This is a genomic window from Paractinoplanes ferrugineus (assembly GCF_016862195.1).
Lineage (GTDB): Bacteria > Actinomycetota > Actinomycetes > Mycobacteriales > Micromonosporaceae > Actinoplanes > Actinoplanes ferrugineus.
The window spans coordinates 77,248-92,810 of the sequence record NZ_BOMM01000052.1; the positions used below are offsets into that span (position 1 = coordinate 77,248).

Genomic DNA, 15,563 nt, shown 5'->3' on the forward strand with positions numbered 1-15,563 from the left:
CGCAGGGACGCGGCTCCACCGCGCCGCCCGAGTCCGCCACGAGCACCAGCCAGGCGGCCCCTGTCAGCAGGCCACGCCGCAACGCCGCGATTCCGCGCGTCACCGGAACCGGCGCGCGAGGGCTGATCGACGCCACCCGGCCGGCACCGACACCATGACGCAGCAGACCCGGATGACTGGCACCGCTGGCCCTTCAGCCGGGTCATCGGGCGCTGTTCCCTGCGCATCTCGGCGGCAGCCATGAGCAACCGCGTCGTCGCCCTGGTGGTGGGCGCCTTCCTGCTCGTCGGCTCCTGCCTCGCCGGACCCTTGCTGTTGCTGACCAGCGTCAACGACGAGTGCGTCCCCGCGCCGGTGACCTCAATGGCCGGCAGCCCGCCCACCGTAGGTCAGTGGGACGCCGAGCAACTGGCCAACGCTCGCACGATCGTCAATGTCGGCACCGACCGGCGAATCCCGGCACGCGGCCAGATCATCGCGCTCGCGACCGCCATGCAGGAGTCCGGGCTGCACAACCTCGCCGGCGGCGACCGAGATTCGGTCGGCTTGTTCCAGCAGCGGCCCAGCCAAGGCTGGGGAACCCCAGCCCAGATCGCCGATCCTGTCTACGCCGCCGGCAAGTTCTACGACAAACTCGCCACCATCCGCGGCTGGCAGACCATGCCGCTGACCGAAGCCGCGCAAGCCGTCCAAGGCTCCTCCCTGCCCAACGCCTACGCGAAGTGGGAAGACGACGCCACCGCACTCGGCCAACAACTCGGAGCCGGCACTGGCAATGCAGCGGACTGCTCGACCACCACCGCCGCCATGGCAGACCCGGTTGAACGCAACCCCGACGGCTCCTGGCCGAAAGAGCCGTGCAGCATCCGGCCCGATCCGACCACCGGCTCCGGCTGCCTGACGCCGAGGACGTTGCACCTCGTGCAACAGGCCGAAGCAGCCGGCTTCCCGAAGCCCGGCTGCTACCGCGTCGACGATCACGGCGAGCACCCCCAGGGCCGCGCCTGCGACTTCATGATGACCTCCGGCGGCGAAGCGTCCGGAGCCCAGAAAGCCTGCGGCGACGCGATGGCCGTATGGGCCGTCGCCAACGCCGACCGCCTCGGCATCAAGTACGTCATCTGGTTCCGCCGCATCTGGACCCGCTCCGAAGGCTGGCACGCCTACAACAACCCCTTCGGCGGCGATGACCCGAGTGGATGGCACACCAACCACGTCCACATCAGCCTCGAGTGAAAAGATTGAAAGTTTCATCTGATGATGGATTCGCGCCGTTGGCCAACGGTCAACGAAGCTGTCACCAGCGGCAACTTCGCCCGCGAGGAGATCTTACTGTTGTGGCCCTGATCGATGGACTATCCGGGTCTCCACTTGTCCACGAATCGAGCGGCAACTGGACTGTTTACGCGGGGGAACACAGCCGGTGAGTCCATCCGATTACACCACTCGAATACCTATACCGCCCGGCAACCAGCAACAATTCGCATGCACTGATTTGCCGATGAACGGGTGTCCAGCGTCCCCCTCACGTGAGCGACCCGGGTTCTACATGTCGCGAAGTGGTCTCAAGGCGTGCATCGTCCGGTCGATCACGACAGCTCGCTAAACATGCCTTCGATCTCGGCCTGTGAGCTGGCCGCCGATGACGCGGCCGATCCGAAGTAGCCTCCCCCTGAGGTCGGCATCGAGCCATCGAATTCATTTTCCTTGTCGGCGTAGTGGCCAACGATTGAATCACGTTCGGACTCGATCCGGTACGACATCTGCTCAAGGATGCCAAAGTCTGAGGCGGCTTCCTCGATTTGGCTAAGCCAGGAAAGGTCGTCATCCTCGTCTCGGCGATTATCGGAGATGTTGTCGATGTCATTCTCTAGCGCGGCCTCGACGAGCGTGGCGAAGTCCTTCCTGGAATAAGTGGCTTCACCCGATAGCGGGAGTTCTTCAAGAAACCTGCCGAAATTTTCGACGTCATCGACGGTCTCTAAAGCTTGGCCCCATCCGACTAGCAAATCCTGCAATCCCGTGTGTTGATCGCGGCGCTTGACCTCAGCTCTGACGAAGCGTTCCCAGACGCCTCCGTCTGCCATCGTAAGGTCACGGTCATTTATCAGCGCACGCGTTTCGTCAATAAGAGCATCCAATTTGTCGGCGGGAAAGATGGCTGCGGCCGGCGCCAGCAATTCCGACAGCGGGTCTAGTACCAGGCGTGCCACCTGCCAGGTACTGCCAATCTCGGAAGCGCCTGCAATCAGAGCCTGGATGTGATCCAGGATAAGTCCACTGTTTGTCGCAATCGATGCCGCCGTCTCTGGAAACTTGAGGCGATCCCCTGATTCCGATGCAGCGTATTGCAACAAGTTTACAAGTTGGCGGATGCTCGTCGCGGACCGTATTAAAGCCTCAACGTAGTCGGGCTCTTCGTCTAAGAACGCGAGAACGAAGTCGCGCACACTCGGGTTGGCAAAAGATACCAAAGACTTATCTGTCGTCCTCGAGAGGCGAGCCGAGGGACTGGTGCCTATTGAGATGAACGTTCCCTCAAGTGCTTTGAGGGCGTTTGTGTAGGCGACGGGGCTGGCGTCCTGCCGTGCAACGGAACGCAGTTCCTCGGGCGATGTGCCTTCAACAGGGAAGATCACGAGGGAAATCACAATTCTTTGTGCGACATCGGAAAGCACGGTGGCAAACATCGTGCGCCAAAGGTCGACTGGCCGGTCGAGCGCGTTCCCCAAATTCTGAGCAAGCGATTTTGCATCAGGTGCTTCCCTGCGGAGGACTTGTTCGATGATCCTAGGTGAGAAATTTGGGTGGCGGATTACTTCCCAATAGTGACCACTCTGGGCATATTCGCGTACAGCAAACCTTGGAAGCTCTGAGAAATATAGGTGATTGTAAAGAATTCTTGCACGCTCTACTGGACCATAGTCGGACAACATGACGACGCATTCACGGACGCGGAAGTCGCCCCTCGCGATTGGCTCGCGTACCAACGCCGCCTGATTTAGGATCTGCGACCTAGTCGTCATAACCAAACGCTTGGCAGGGTCTTTATAGACCTTGTGCATGAAGCGAATCAGCCGAGAGTCTTCGTTTTTGTTTCGCTCACTGATATCGGTTTGCCCAAGAAAATCGTCGTACAGAAAGATCTGCTTCACCGACGGCTTGATTGACTCCCATGCCTCGTCTATGTCGGAAGAGACGGCAACTACTTGCCATCCCTGATGCCAGTGGTTGAGTAGGAGCATCTCGGCAAGCATACTTTTTCCGACACCCGGCACCCCAGAAAGAATGACCACGCCAGAGTCGTGAAGCCTTCGATCCGCCCGTATGTAGCCGGGGTTGCTGACGTAGTACTTGACCCGATCGCTGACATCCTCAAGCAATGATTCGCTACGTGCCCAGAGGCCACTTCGCATAACCATGTCCAGGATACTTGCTGAGGCGAGCCACAGCTTGAAGTTGGCTCGTTCAACTTCAGGATGGCGGCCGATCATCTCATTTAAGTCAGGTTGAATATGAATGTCTGCTGTGCTTAGGAGAAGGCCGTCAAGGTCCTCAGCTAACGTATCCTTCTGGGTGCGACCCAAAGCTTGCGACGTGACGAAGAGGTACCGATCCGGTTTCTCTTTCTTCATCTTAGGAACTTCTTTGCGCGCTGACTTACGCAGATCGCTAAAAGTGGAGCCGGCATAGTGCTTACATTGCACAACCAACTTTTTGCCATCGACGACGCCTCTGAGGTCGACGCCGCCGTCTCGCCCATGCCCGAAGGTCTCAAGAGTCCATCCATTCTCCGCTAGGAGTAGGTCTCTGACCAACTGCTCGAAATCGCTAGGCGAGAGTGTCCTGAAGTCGTACTCGGCCATTGCCGCCTTCCTGATCGTTACAACGCGTCCAGCAAGGCGCACGGCAACGCCTTCACACCCAGCACTATGTCCGCTTGAGGACCTTGATCGCCAGCCGCGTCCGTACGCCTGCGGCCTCGCAGACCGCCTACCTGATCACGTCCCTGCCCGCCGCTCACGCTCAACCTGCCGACCTCCAGACAGCTGCGGACAGCTACACCGACGTGGGGTCTTGCCGGCAGGGTCGTTGCTGTGGCGGCTCAGACTGACGCTTCGCATCCCCTTGGTCCCAGACGCGTAGGAACGCGGGACCTGCCCAGTAGCGCCGGTTCACGGCACCGACGCAGCCTTTGTTGCCTCGGAGGGTGCGGAGCTTTGTCCGTCGGCAACCGCCCGCAATCGCACCGCGACTACAGAAAGCTTGTTTGCGGCTACTAGAAGTCCGATCCACCGAGAGGCGCCAGCCGGCCCGACTCATTCAGAGCGTTGGAATATCCCCACTTCCCCGGCAAACCAGCAACAGATGAATGCACTGATTTAGCCGATGAGAGTGCAAATCATCGCTGGAAGAAGAATTCGTTCAAACCGTTTCCAGCCAGAGAACGGCAGCGCTCTGTAAGGCAATGGCAAATGCCGACTGTCAATTCGGGAGCGCCAGGATCGTCGTAGCCGAGTCCATGGGCTTCCATGCCGTCGAAGTGGTCTCCATTCGCCCATCGTCCAGCAGCCGGTGGTGTGCCGCCCCCGGCAGAAGGTCGGGATCGAGCGGATGTAGCGCATTCGGGTTGTGAAAGACGTCCATGCCCTCGATCCAGGTCTCTGGGTTCTCCTTGGAGACAACCTGCATGAACGGCAATGGGACGTCAGCGTCTGGGTCGGGATCCCAGGCGTGCCCGTGTCGGATGAGCACAACGTTCTCCGCACCGAATCCGGCGCACACGCCCATGCGATTAAATTTCGAGATAGTCCCAGTGCTGTTGAACATCACGGCGCTGATGTTCTCCGCGTTGGGCAGTGAGAAAAATCCGGACGGAACTACCTTGCTGCCCCACCTATGGTCGGTGACGATTGAGGGCTTAACCTCCAGCCGTCCGTCGGCGTCACGTTCGGCGCTGTACGTGATTCCGTAAAGGTAGGTCGGCAGCGCCGACCCGCTGTAAGTCATCGACATCTCTGCGTGAAAATCTTGAATGGCGATGACAAGTGGCTTGCCGGCCGAGGCTGGGTGCTTCCAGTATTCCTTGGCCAACTTCGCCGTCAGAGGACCGGCGTATCTAATCGGCAGGTAGTGCAGGTTGTATCGCTCACGTCCGTCAGCCGTTTCTAGATCCGCCGGGCTAGGTGCAACTACACTGCCACCTGCACTTGGATTGATTGTTGTAGCCTCAAGTGTGAACTCGCCATTGAGACCACGAGCCAAGAAGTCTGGAGCCGGTTTCGGGTGGGACACCTCTAGACCAGATTCGACCAAAGCGGCAAAGAGGTATAGCTCCCACAAACGAGCGTCGAAGCCCGTCGTCTGAAACTGCTGGACGAAATTCCCGTCCACATCTTCGTGCCAGCGCATCATCACAGTAATGATCTCGCGTGCAGCCGAAAATTCATCGCCAGCCGAAAGGGTGCGGAAGCTAGGATGCAGCTTCGACTCACCCACGACCGGTGAGAAAAAGTCCACCGTGCGGCCAGGTTCGTCCCCCTGTTCCCGCGCCTCCTCGAGGCTGGGGAGCAAGCTTAAAATCTTGCCGTTCAGGTCGACGAGAGCTTCCTCCGGCGTTGCGAAGTAGCCGGTGATCCCGACGAACCTGAACCGCTCCACGAGATCGCGGGCCAGAATGATTCCTGAGAATTCCTCGTCCGTGTCGAGGATCAGCGTAGCGATGACACGCTCATCGCCAGCCTCGAACCAAGCGATCTCCTGCGAAATGGCAGCCGCCATCGGCTTTCGACAAAAGGCGGCGAGGGCGTTCCACCGGGCCAGCAAAATCGGTCGCATGTCTCCTCCGGACTCGCCAGTCGTGCACCTAGAACAATCCTAGTGCTCTAGGTTAGGGTCACACAAAGGCTTGAGCCCGCTGTGCGTGTAATACGACGGTGCGGGATAGTCGAAATCTACCGTTGACCTAGATTTTTCATGATCGGATATCCGGATCTGCCGCCGATAAGCGCGCCCACGACTATCGTCGCGCCTCGTGAAGGGAGCCGACGGGCGGTTGCGGGAACAACGCCCGTCGGCGGGGCAACGGTACGAGGTCCGACCGCTCCCCAGTGCCTTGACATGCCTTCGAGCGCGCGGGGCTGCGGGCGGTGAGGTGTCATGCGGCGCCACGCTGGCCAGTGCTAGCGGAAGGCCAGACCCCAAACGCCGCCAGCTTTCGGGCCGGAGGCGACAGCTGGAGACAGCCGGAGACAGCTAGACCGACGTGGGCCCTACCGGCAGGGTCGTTGGTGTAGCGGCTCTCGGCGAGCGCGGAGCCAGTCGGCCGGACAGAGGCTGCAATCGCACCGCGGCTACACAAAGTTCGCTTGAGCCCGCAGAGAGCTCGGTCCGGCGAGAGGTCGGCCACCCAACCCTACCCATTCGCGGCGTTGGAATATCCACACTTCCCAGGCACCGCCGTCACTCGATCGTCTCCACACCCACCGAAGGAGCAGCGCATGCAGTCGAACCCGACCCGGGCCGCGACCCGAGTATCGCAGGAACCTCGTACCCGCCTCTTCATGCCGCTCGCGGTGGCGGTGGCGCTGATTCTGGCTGGCTTGGCGCTCGCCGCGCCTGCCGCGCATGCTCAACCGCCATCGGTGGCGCGGCCGGGATGCGTACGGCACGACCTGGCCGTCACGCTGACCACCAGTCCCGGCGCACCGCAGTACCGACTTGCCGGATGGCTGTGCCGGCCGGCCCGCACCACCACGACCGTGCAACTGCTGATGCCCGGCCTCACCTACACCCACCGCTACTGGACCGGCCCCGACGAGCGCTCGAACTACACCGCCGCGGCGTTGGACAGCGGCGACGCCGTCTACCTCGTCGACCGCATCGGCACCGGCGCCAGCGACCGGCCACCCGCCGACGAAGTCACCACCACGACCGAAGCAACCGTCACCCACCAGGTGATCGGGGCGCTGCGTAACGGCACCGTCGGCCGGTTCACTCGCGTCACCGGCGTGGGGCACTCATTCGGCTCAGTTATCTGGATGGCCGAGGCGGCGACATACCAGGATGTCGACGCGCTCGTGCTCACCGGCCTGCTGCACGACATCCGCCCCGACGAGATGAACCGCTTCGTCACCGACCTGTACCCGGCCGCCGCCGACACGAAGTTCGCCAGCTCCGCACCGCCGGACGGCTACCTGACCACCCGACCCGGCAGCCGACCTGGCTACTTCCTGGACCCAAACACCGCCGTACGCGGCGCCGCAAGCTGGGACGAGCAGACCAAGACAACGGCCACCAGCGGCGAACTGACCTTCACCCCCGACGACGAACTGACCTACAGCCGCGCCATCACCGTGCCCGTCCTGGTCGTCATGGGCGCCACCGACGCCCTGTTCTGCGGCACCGGCCAGCCCTGCACCACCCCGGCCGACATATGCCAGCGCGAACGCACTGCCTTCCCGAACGGCACACCACTTGCTGCGGTGACCGTCCCCGTCACGGGCCATTCCATCAACCTGCACCGCACCGCAGCGCTCGCGTTCACGGCCATCACCGCCTGGCTCCACCACCTGCGCAGCGCGCCGGCTACCCCGCCGGTGTCGTCGTGCCGGGCATGACCGGCATCGAGCTGCGCGACCCGCTTCGACAGGCAACCGCACGGGAGAGGACCACGACCATGCACCTCGCGACGCCACGCCACCGGCCCGACCGACACACGCGACGCCTGCCCAGCACGGCAGGCGGCATCGACAGCACGCACGAGTTCTGGCCCATACGCCCGCTGGCAAACTGGACCAGCGGCGATCACCACCGCCACGGCAAGACACGGGCCCAGCCCTATCCGGCAGGACCCGTCGAGCTGGGCACCAGGGCCCGCTGATGAGCGAGAAGCCGTCGAGTGCCGTCGGCATCGCCGGACTGGCGATGTCGACGGCACCGGGCAATGCAGGCGAAGAGGCCGGGCCGGGACAGCTGGATCGCCTCGCCCAGTTGTGCCGCACTGCGAACTTCGCCCGCCGCCACCTCGAGACCGTCGTCCTCTACGACGCCAACCTGACCTGGACCAGTTACGACGTGCTGCACCTGACCGTGATGCACCGCCCTGTCGACACCGGCGTGGTCGCTGCCCTGGCCCACATCTCCAAAGGCTCCGTCACCCGCTCGGCCGCCGCTCTGATCAGACGCGGACTGCTGCGCCGCAGCGTCCCCGCCGAGGACCGCCGCCGATCCCTGCTCGCGCCCACCGCGGCGGGATGGGCGCTGAACCAGCAGCTGCGTGGCCAGCTCATCGCCGAGCTGACCACCCTGCTCGATGCCCAGGCCGGCACCGGTAGGCACGAGATTGACGTCCTGCGACACCTCATCACCGCCTACCACTGATGACTCCTGCCGGCCGCGGCAACGCATGATCACGTACAACACAAGAGGGCCTGCGTGACCGGAGGTGTCAGCGCAGCAGCGGCGGACACGGAGCAGGCTTGCCGGACCTCGCGGTCCGGCAAGCCTGCTCAACCTCGCGGTCCGGGTGCGGGTTCGCCGGTATCGGTGAGCGTCGTTGCGAGCTGGTGCGGCAGAGCGAAGGCGACTTGCGGCGCGGTGGCGTAGGCGGCGGGCTCGACGCGTCTGGTGACCATCAGCGGAACGACACGCCAGGCTCCGCCACCGTCCACTCCGCATGCTGCTGCGGCCGCACTCGGATACTGCCTGAGCTGCTCGGCCTTCTTGAGTAGCTTCGCGACATGGCCCTGGCGGGGCCGCAAGAACTTGCCGACGTGCACGCGCAGGGTCACCGGGCTGAAAGCGGCGATCGGGTCCTTGACCTCGCAGACCCACAGCCGCCGCGTGGCCGGATCCGCGATCAGCAGGTCGATCTCGCCAACCGGGTTCGCGATGCCCGCCTCAGCTAGTTGGTTCTGGGTGAACTGGAAGCGATGCGGCAACCCCAGGGACTCGACGATTTCTCGAACCTTGTGCTCCAGGGCGATGTTGGACGCCTTGCGGTGTATCCCCATCGCTTGCGTTGCTTGCGGGGCGATCGAGGCGTCGGGGTAGGGAAGCCGGGAACTGCTGAAGTAGGCGGCATGCAGTCGCTGTGTTGCGAGGGCGACCCAAGGCATGATCCATACCTGCTGGCTGATGACAGGTAGTGGCCGCAGTGGGATCCGGTGTTCGCGGCGCTCGACCTCTAGGTACTTGCGTTCGCGTAACGCCGGCAGAACGTCCGGGCTGAGCGTGAGAGTGCCGAGTGCGGCCCGGATCTGCTCCTCGGCGAGTCCCGACCAGGAGATCGCTTCAGCAATGAGCTCCGTGACGCTGATGACCGCGATGCCGTCCTCGTCGGCCGGCCAGTCCACGGCGACACCGAGTACGGCATGGACAGCGTCCATGCCGGCGGCGAGGTGATCGTCGACAGTGCGCAGGGAGGACGGCAGGTCATCACGGGTCGGGCGGTAGTCGACAGGCATGCGGCCGGTGTCTCGAAAGGGTGACCGCCCGTTCTCGTCCGACATCCCGGAGGGGGCGGGAGCCGGGGTGCGGGCAGCAGCGGCGATTTCCTCGTCTCGCAGCGCCTGGTGGTACGCCTCGACGTCGACGCCCGGTAGTTGCCGATCGCCTTCGGGATCTGTCGCCTCGACGGCGAACGTTCCGTCTGCCAGCACGTCGATGCGCAAGTCGTGCAACTCGAGTTCGTAGCCGTAGTCGAGGTTGGTCACGGTGAGTAGGAATTCAGTCAAGGCGGTGAGTTCGGCGGCGGCCATCGCGTCGGCGCGACGTTCGCCGCAGGGCGGCTGCGCCAGTGCGAACTCGAAGAGGGTCTCCGCTGCGCGGACGTTCATCATGGCCTCGTTGTCGCGGGCCAGGTGATGCCAGTTGGCTGCCCATGGGCGGGTCAGCGCGTCCGCGACCTGCCGAGTGCGCCGGAAGTGGCTGGCGTGCACCGCGTTGAGCCGGACAGCCAGCTGGCGCAGCAGGCCAGGTTCGGCGCTGGTCAGCTGGTCGCTCAGCTGTTGTTCGATGGCAGGAATCAGCTGCTGCTGGCACAGCGCGTGAGCCTCTTCACCCATGAAGGTCCCCGCGATGCTCTGATGGTGGATGAGGTCAAAAACCCGGTGCAGGGCGCGCGCCCGAACGGCCTCAGTGCGGGGCAGTGTGTCGACGGGAGCCATCCGCGGCAGGCTTTCGACGCGGGTGATAAACGTGGTGATCGGGCCGGTCGTCTGCCATCCGCGCAGGAAGACCTCCGCTGACGGACCCGGGCTTTCGTCTCGTTCGGCCCGAACTTGGCGAATGATCTCGTGCAGGGCGGCTCCCACGGTGTGGTGTCCGGTCATGCCGTCGCCGAGGAACTGCTCCAGCACGCCCACGCCGAACCCGACCTCTACGACGGCATGCTCGGGTGCGACAGCGACGCGGACCCACGGGTCGTTCTCGCTGCCGCTGGGGCCGTCGCCGATGAGCCGCAAGACGATCCGCAGCGGGGCACCGCCGGCCAGGCGTGTGTGACCAGCGGTATCCGGATGACCGGACAGGCTGTGGCGGATGCCGTCGGCCAGCCCGACCATCGTGTCCGGGTCCACGCCGAACGCCTGCCCTTCGGAGGCGTCGAGCTGGATGACGACCGGCGGATCCAGCCCGACGATGGCCATGTCGGCGTCCGCTCTGGTGAACAGGTCCGCCCCGACCCCCGGCACGAGGCGGCCTACCGGCCAATCGTGGTGCGGGGGCATCCTGGCCGCGGTCAGCACCGCGTCAACCGGGTCCCAAGCGGCGGCGTTGTCCCAGGTGAAATCTTCATCGTCGGGAGCCACCCGGAGGACCGCGCCCTGCTCGTCCGGGACAGGACCGAGCCGGCCGTACCGCCGCCACGCCGCCCACACGTCGAGCAGGTCGAGGAACTCGACCCGCTCGAAGCCGTGATGACGGCCGAGGTCCTCGAGAAAATGCTCCACTGCGATCCAGTCTCCGCCGGTGTCAGCAAGGATCTCCACCAGCTCGTCGACATGGACGAGGACCACATCGGTCACGGCCTGGAACGCTAGCGCCAGCGGCCCGCCGAACACCACCACCTTCACCGCATCCGCGCGGGTCGCGTCGCGGCGACCGTCTGCGTACTCGCGGAGCCGGTCAGCCGCCTGGTCAAGAGCCGCGCTCAGGGTGCGCGGGGTCAGCGCGCTGGTGACCGTGATCAACGTCCGTGGACCGGCTACGAAGGGCGCCTCCAACTCCGGGAGTTCCGCGAACCGGTCCACAACCGTCTTCGAGTAGAGGCGGGTGGCATGAGCCAGCGTCAGCGCCTGAATCCGCCGCCGTGCCAGAGCTTGACCGCCGACGCGGCGCAGGATCGCCTCGCCGGCGGCGACCAGCGCATCCAGTGTCAGACTCGCCGGGACCCCGACTGCGGTCTTCGCGCTACGGACGAACAACACCGCTCCCAGCGCCGGTGTGAACGCCGACATCTCCACGTCGTGGGCGCCACAGGTCAACCACGCGAGCGCCGCCGCAGCGCGTTGCGGGTTACTGCACAGCTGCGTCAGCTCCGCGGGCGTCATCGCCTGCACCTCGGCGGCTACTTCGATCTGCGCAGCACTGATCACCGGCACGGGTCCCGGCTCCTGCTCGGGCTCCGGCCACGACGCCGCGAGGGCCATCATCGATCGATGGCCGTGGGCGAGGATGACCTCTATGGCGTCGGTGAAACTGAACCCAAAGATGTGAAGGGCGTCCTCGTCGACTGCGCGGGCGGCCGCCGCCATACGTCGCAGCGTCATCGTGGGGTGCTCGTGATCGCCGGGGTGGATGCGCCACCGGCGAGCACCGACGCTGAAACCGACGCCGAGGCGAGGATCGTTCGGCGACCGTGACGCGATGACCGGCCGTTCCGATGCGGCATGTACCGCGGCCGCGGCGAGTTCATCCACATGCTCGGCCGCGGCGACGACGTCACCACGAGGTGGCCGGCGCAGGCTCCGCAGCCACAGCGGGGCAAGGTGCGCGGCCCACGGTGCGCCGCCGGGGGCATCCATCGCCGCGGCAAGGACCGCGCGCACCGAGGCTGCGGTGAACGGGGCCAAGGCGGCATCGATGACCGACCAGCGGATCTGCTGCCGCGCTCGGTGGTGCCGCCGACCACCGCGTCGCTTCTGGACCATGCCGGAATCTTCGCGGTTCGCCATCGGATTCTCGACTCTATTCGGTCCTCCGCCATCGGGATTCCGAGGCAATTTCACGAAATCCGACCCCCATTGCGCTGCCCCGCACCGTCACATGGCGGTGGCCGTGTCGCCTGGTAGCGTGGGCCGCCGTCCCGTTCGAGAACACTGTGGCGGCGCGGCAGTGAAGCGGCGGATGGCGCTGCGTTCGCCCGAATTGAATACGAACTACTTTCACTCGTGAGGCGTGAATGTCGGGCACACCGGCTGCGGCTTCGGCCCGGCAGTTCCATGGTCTCTTCGTAGGCATCAACAAATATCGCTTCAAGACCGTGCGCCGGCTCGCATCAGCGGCCCGCGACGCCAAGGCCCTGCACGCCGTCTTCTCCGACAACCTCGGCGACGACGACACCACGCTGCTGTTGGACCGGGACGCAACCCGCACCGCCATCGTCACCGCGCTCACAAACCTGCGTACCCGCAGCACCGCCGACGACATCGTGGTCATCTCGTTCTCCGGCCACGGCAGCACCACCCACGAGTTGGTCACCCACGACGCCGACCCGAACAACCTGCCCTCGACCGCGCTTCCGCTCGATGAGTTCATCGACCTGGTCAGCGCGATCCCGGCCCGCCAACTGATCGTGATCCTGGACTGCTGCTTCGCCGGCGGCGCGGGCGCGAAGGTCCTCAACGCTCCTCTCGTGCCGCGCGGCGCCCTGCACGGCGTGCCCGAATCCACCGACGCACGGCTGGAGCGGATGGCGGGCACCGGCCGGCTCATCCTCGCCGCCGCGACCGGCGAGCAGGAGGCATGGGAGGACCCGCACCTGGGCCACGGCCTACTCACCTACCACCTGCTGCGGGCCCTGCTCGGCGAAGCCGCAGCAGGCAGCGGCGAGCACGTACGCCTCTACGACCTGCTGGCGTTCGTGACCCGAGAGGTCAAGGCCAAGGCGTCCGGCACCGTCGCCGCGGAGCAGGATCCCAGCCTGCGCGGCCAGGTCAACGGAGAGCTGACGTGGCCGATCTTCATCGACACCGGCCCGCTCTACTCTGCGCAATTCCCGTCATCGGTCCTCGCCCCGGTCACCCAGGACCTCGCAAGCCTGCGTGATCACGGGATCCCCCAGCCGGTTCTAGACGCGTGGGCGGCGCGCATCGACGCGCTCAACGACCTCCAGGTCGACACCATCAATCAGGGCCGGCTGCTCGCCGGGGAGAACGTCCTGGTGACAGCCCCCACGTCCTCCGGCAAGACCATGATCGGTGAACTCGCCGCGATCCGCGCCGCGCAAATGGGCGGCCGGTCGGTGTTCCTGCTGCCCACCCGCGCACTGGTCAACGAGCAGTACGCGAGGTTCTCCCGCACGTACGGACCGATCGGGCTGCAGACGATCCGCGCCACCGGAGAGACCGCAGACGACGTGCCCGCACTGCTGCGAGGGCAATTCGACCTGGCCGTCTTGACCTACGAGAAGTTCGCCGGCCTCGCGCTGGGCAACCCGCACCTGCTCAAGCTGCTGTCGGTCATCGTCATCGACGAGGTCCAGACGATCGTCGACCCCGGCCGAGGCGCCTACCTCGAATTCCTGCTGACCGTGCTCAAAGCCCGCCGCCCCGAAGGCGTCACGCCGCAGGTCGTCGCGCTGTCCGCCGTGCTCGGAGACCTCGGCGGTCTGGACAGCTGGCTCGACGCCAATGTCATCGCGCGTACCGAACGGCCCGTGCCGCTGCTCGAAGGAGTCCTCGGCCCCGACGGCGTCTACCGGTACGCCGACGCCGACGGTGAGAACGCCTCCGAGCAGCTCATCGCACCGATCGGGTGGATGCGCAGCAGCCAGGACGTGATCATTCCGCTGGTGCGCAAACTGGTGGGCGAAGGCCAGCAGGTCATCATCTTCCGCAGCACCCGCGGCGCGGCCCGCGGCTGCGCGAACTACCTCGCGCGCTCCCTTGGGCTACCGCCGGCGAACGCCGCGCTGGAGGCGGTGGCTGGCGGGGACCCGAGCGCGGTCCTGACGGATCTGCGGCAGTGCCTGGCCGGTGGCGTCGCCTTCCACATCTCCGACCTCGCCCGCGATGAGAAGATCGCCATCGAGGACGAATTCCGAGCCCCGGACAGCGGCATCCGCGTCCTGGTCTCCACCACGACGCTCGCCCAGGGCGTCAACCTGCCCGCCGAGACCGTGATCATCGTCGAGTTGGACCACCCGACCGGGCCCACCTCGACCGCCCCATACACGGTCGCCGAGTACAAAAACATCGCCGGCCGCGCCGGGCGGCTCGGGCTGACCGACGGGGGCCGCGCCGTGCTGATCGTCAGCGGCGGCGTCGACACCGAACGCCGCTGGCGCGACTACGTCCACGGAAGCCCTGAGGACCTGCGGTCTCAACTACTCGATCCGCAACAGGACATCGCGACGCTGTTGCTGCGCGTGGTCGCTGTCGCCTCCCGCCGCGAAGGCTCGACGGGCCTGAGCGAAACCGACATCATCGCGTTCCTGTCCAACAGCTTCGCCGCCCACCAGCAACGGCTCTCCGGCGCGGCAGACCCGTTCCCCGCAGCCACCGTCTCCGCCGTGCTCGCCGAGCTGGTCGCGGCCGGCCTGCTCTCCTCCGGCACGTCCGGGATCGAGCTGACCGAGCTCGGGACCTACGTCTCGCAGAGCGGCCTGAAGGTCGCCTCCGCCGTCCGGGTCGCCCGCGCCCTCCGAGCGGTGCCGCCCGCCGCGCTCAACCGCGTCACCATCATCGCCGCCGCGCAGCTGACCGACGAGGTCACCAGCGCCCGCCCCCAAGTCAACGCGAAGGGATGGCAGCGGGAGCAGGGCACCTACCTCGGCGAGCTACGCCGCCATGGACTGGCCCAGCCGGTGATGGAAGCGATGCCCGGCCACGAACGCAAGACGGCCGCCGAGCGCGCCAAACGCGCGGTGGCCTGCATGTGGTGGATGTCCGGTGTCCCGGTCGGCCAGATCGAGCGGCAGCTCATGGTGCACATGCCGCGCAAGGACGCCGCCGGAGTCGCGCGGGCAGCAGCCGACCGCACCCAAAGCGTCGTCGGCGTCGTCATCGACATCGCGCGCTGCCTGCACCCTGACGCGAATCTCGACGACCTCGCCCGGCTCCTGCCCATCCAGCTCGAATTCGGCATCCCGCCCGAACTCGTCCCGCTGGCCCAACACGCCGGCGCCGCCCTCGACCGGCCCGACTACCTGCGCCTCGCCGCAGCCTCGCTCACCGACCCGGAGACCGTGCTAGACGCCGAGGACGACACCCTGCTGGCCTGCCTCAACGGCAACCAGAGCAAACTCCGCCAACTACGCAAGGCCGCTCGGGAAGCCCGAGACGGCGATGACGACACCGACTTCGCCGACATGATGCCCGCAGCCACCGACTAGGTTCCGA

The 15,563-nt window shown here is 65.4% G+C and carries 8 protein-coding genes; 5 read left to right on the plus strand and 3 right to left on the minus strand.

The genetic code is table 11. The features are described from left to right. The first annotated feature begins 240 nt into the window (after positions 1-240). The gene (locus Afe05nite_RS29785) at positions 241-1,236 is read left to right on the plus strand and encodes a VldE C-terminal domain-containing protein (protein WP_203820560.1); all 996 of its coding nucleotides are present in this window, start codon (positions 241-243) and stop codon (positions 1,234-1,236) included. Between the two features lie 353 nt (positions 1,237-1,589). On the opposite strand, the gene Afe05nite_RS29790 is transcribed toward Afe05nite_RS29785, so the two are convergent. Both Afe05nite_RS29790 and Afe05nite_RS29795 read right to left on the minus strand, forming a co-directional pair. Further along, a complete protein-coding gene (locus Afe05nite_RS29790) occupies positions 1,590-3,866 on the minus strand; it encodes a restriction endonuclease (RefSeq protein WP_203820561.1) in 2,277 nt (758 codons plus the stop codon). 619 nt (positions 3,867-4,485) lie between these two features. Beyond that, positions 4,486-5,838 (minus strand): hypothetical protein, encoded by a 1,353-nt coding sequence (locus Afe05nite_RS29795; RefSeq protein WP_203820562.1) that lies wholly within the window; start codon positions 5,836-5,838, stop codon positions 4,486-4,488. A 662-nt stretch (positions 5,839-6,500) separates the two neighbouring features. Between Afe05nite_RS29795 and Afe05nite_RS29800 the strand changes: the two genes are divergently transcribed. The 3 genes from Afe05nite_RS29800 to Afe05nite_RS29810 are packed head-to-tail and all read left to right on the plus strand — an operon-like array spanning position 6,501 to position 8,382. Next, positions 6,501-7,619, plus strand: a complete 1,119-nt coding sequence (locus tag Afe05nite_RS29800; RefSeq protein ID WP_203820563.1) for an alpha/beta hydrolase — start codon at positions 6,501-6,503, stop codon at positions 7,617-7,619. Further along, positions 7,616-7,882: a hypothetical protein gene (locus Afe05nite_RS29805; protein WP_203820564.1), complete on the plus strand. Its 267-nt coding sequence runs from the start codon at positions 7,616-7,618 to the stop codon at positions 7,880-7,882. Before Afe05nite_RS29800 ends, Afe05nite_RS29805 begins: the two co-directional genes overlap by 4 nt. Further along, entirely contained in the window at positions 7,882-8,382 is a 501-nt protein-coding gene (locus Afe05nite_RS29810; protein ID WP_203820565.1) for a MarR family winged helix-turn-helix transcriptional regulator, read from the plus strand. The genes Afe05nite_RS29805 and Afe05nite_RS29810 overlap by 1 nt, the downstream gene beginning before the upstream one ends. Positions 8,383-8,510: 128 nt before the next feature. Here Afe05nite_RS29810 and Afe05nite_RS29815 read toward each other — a convergent pair whose 3' ends face one another. Continuing rightward, positions 8,511-12,176: a hypothetical protein gene (locus Afe05nite_RS29815; protein ID WP_203820566.1), complete on the minus strand. Its 3,666-nt coding sequence runs from the start codon at positions 12,174-12,176 to the stop codon at positions 8,511-8,513. Positions 12,177-12,403: 227 nt separating this feature from the next. Between Afe05nite_RS29815 and Afe05nite_RS29820 the strand changes: the two genes are divergently transcribed. Continuing rightward, positions 12,404-15,556, plus strand: coding sequence for a DEAD/DEAH box helicase (locus Afe05nite_RS29820; protein ID WP_203820567.1), 3,153 nt, complete (start codon positions 12,404-12,406; stop codon positions 15,554-15,556). Positions 15,557-15,563: the final 7 nt, after the last annotated feature.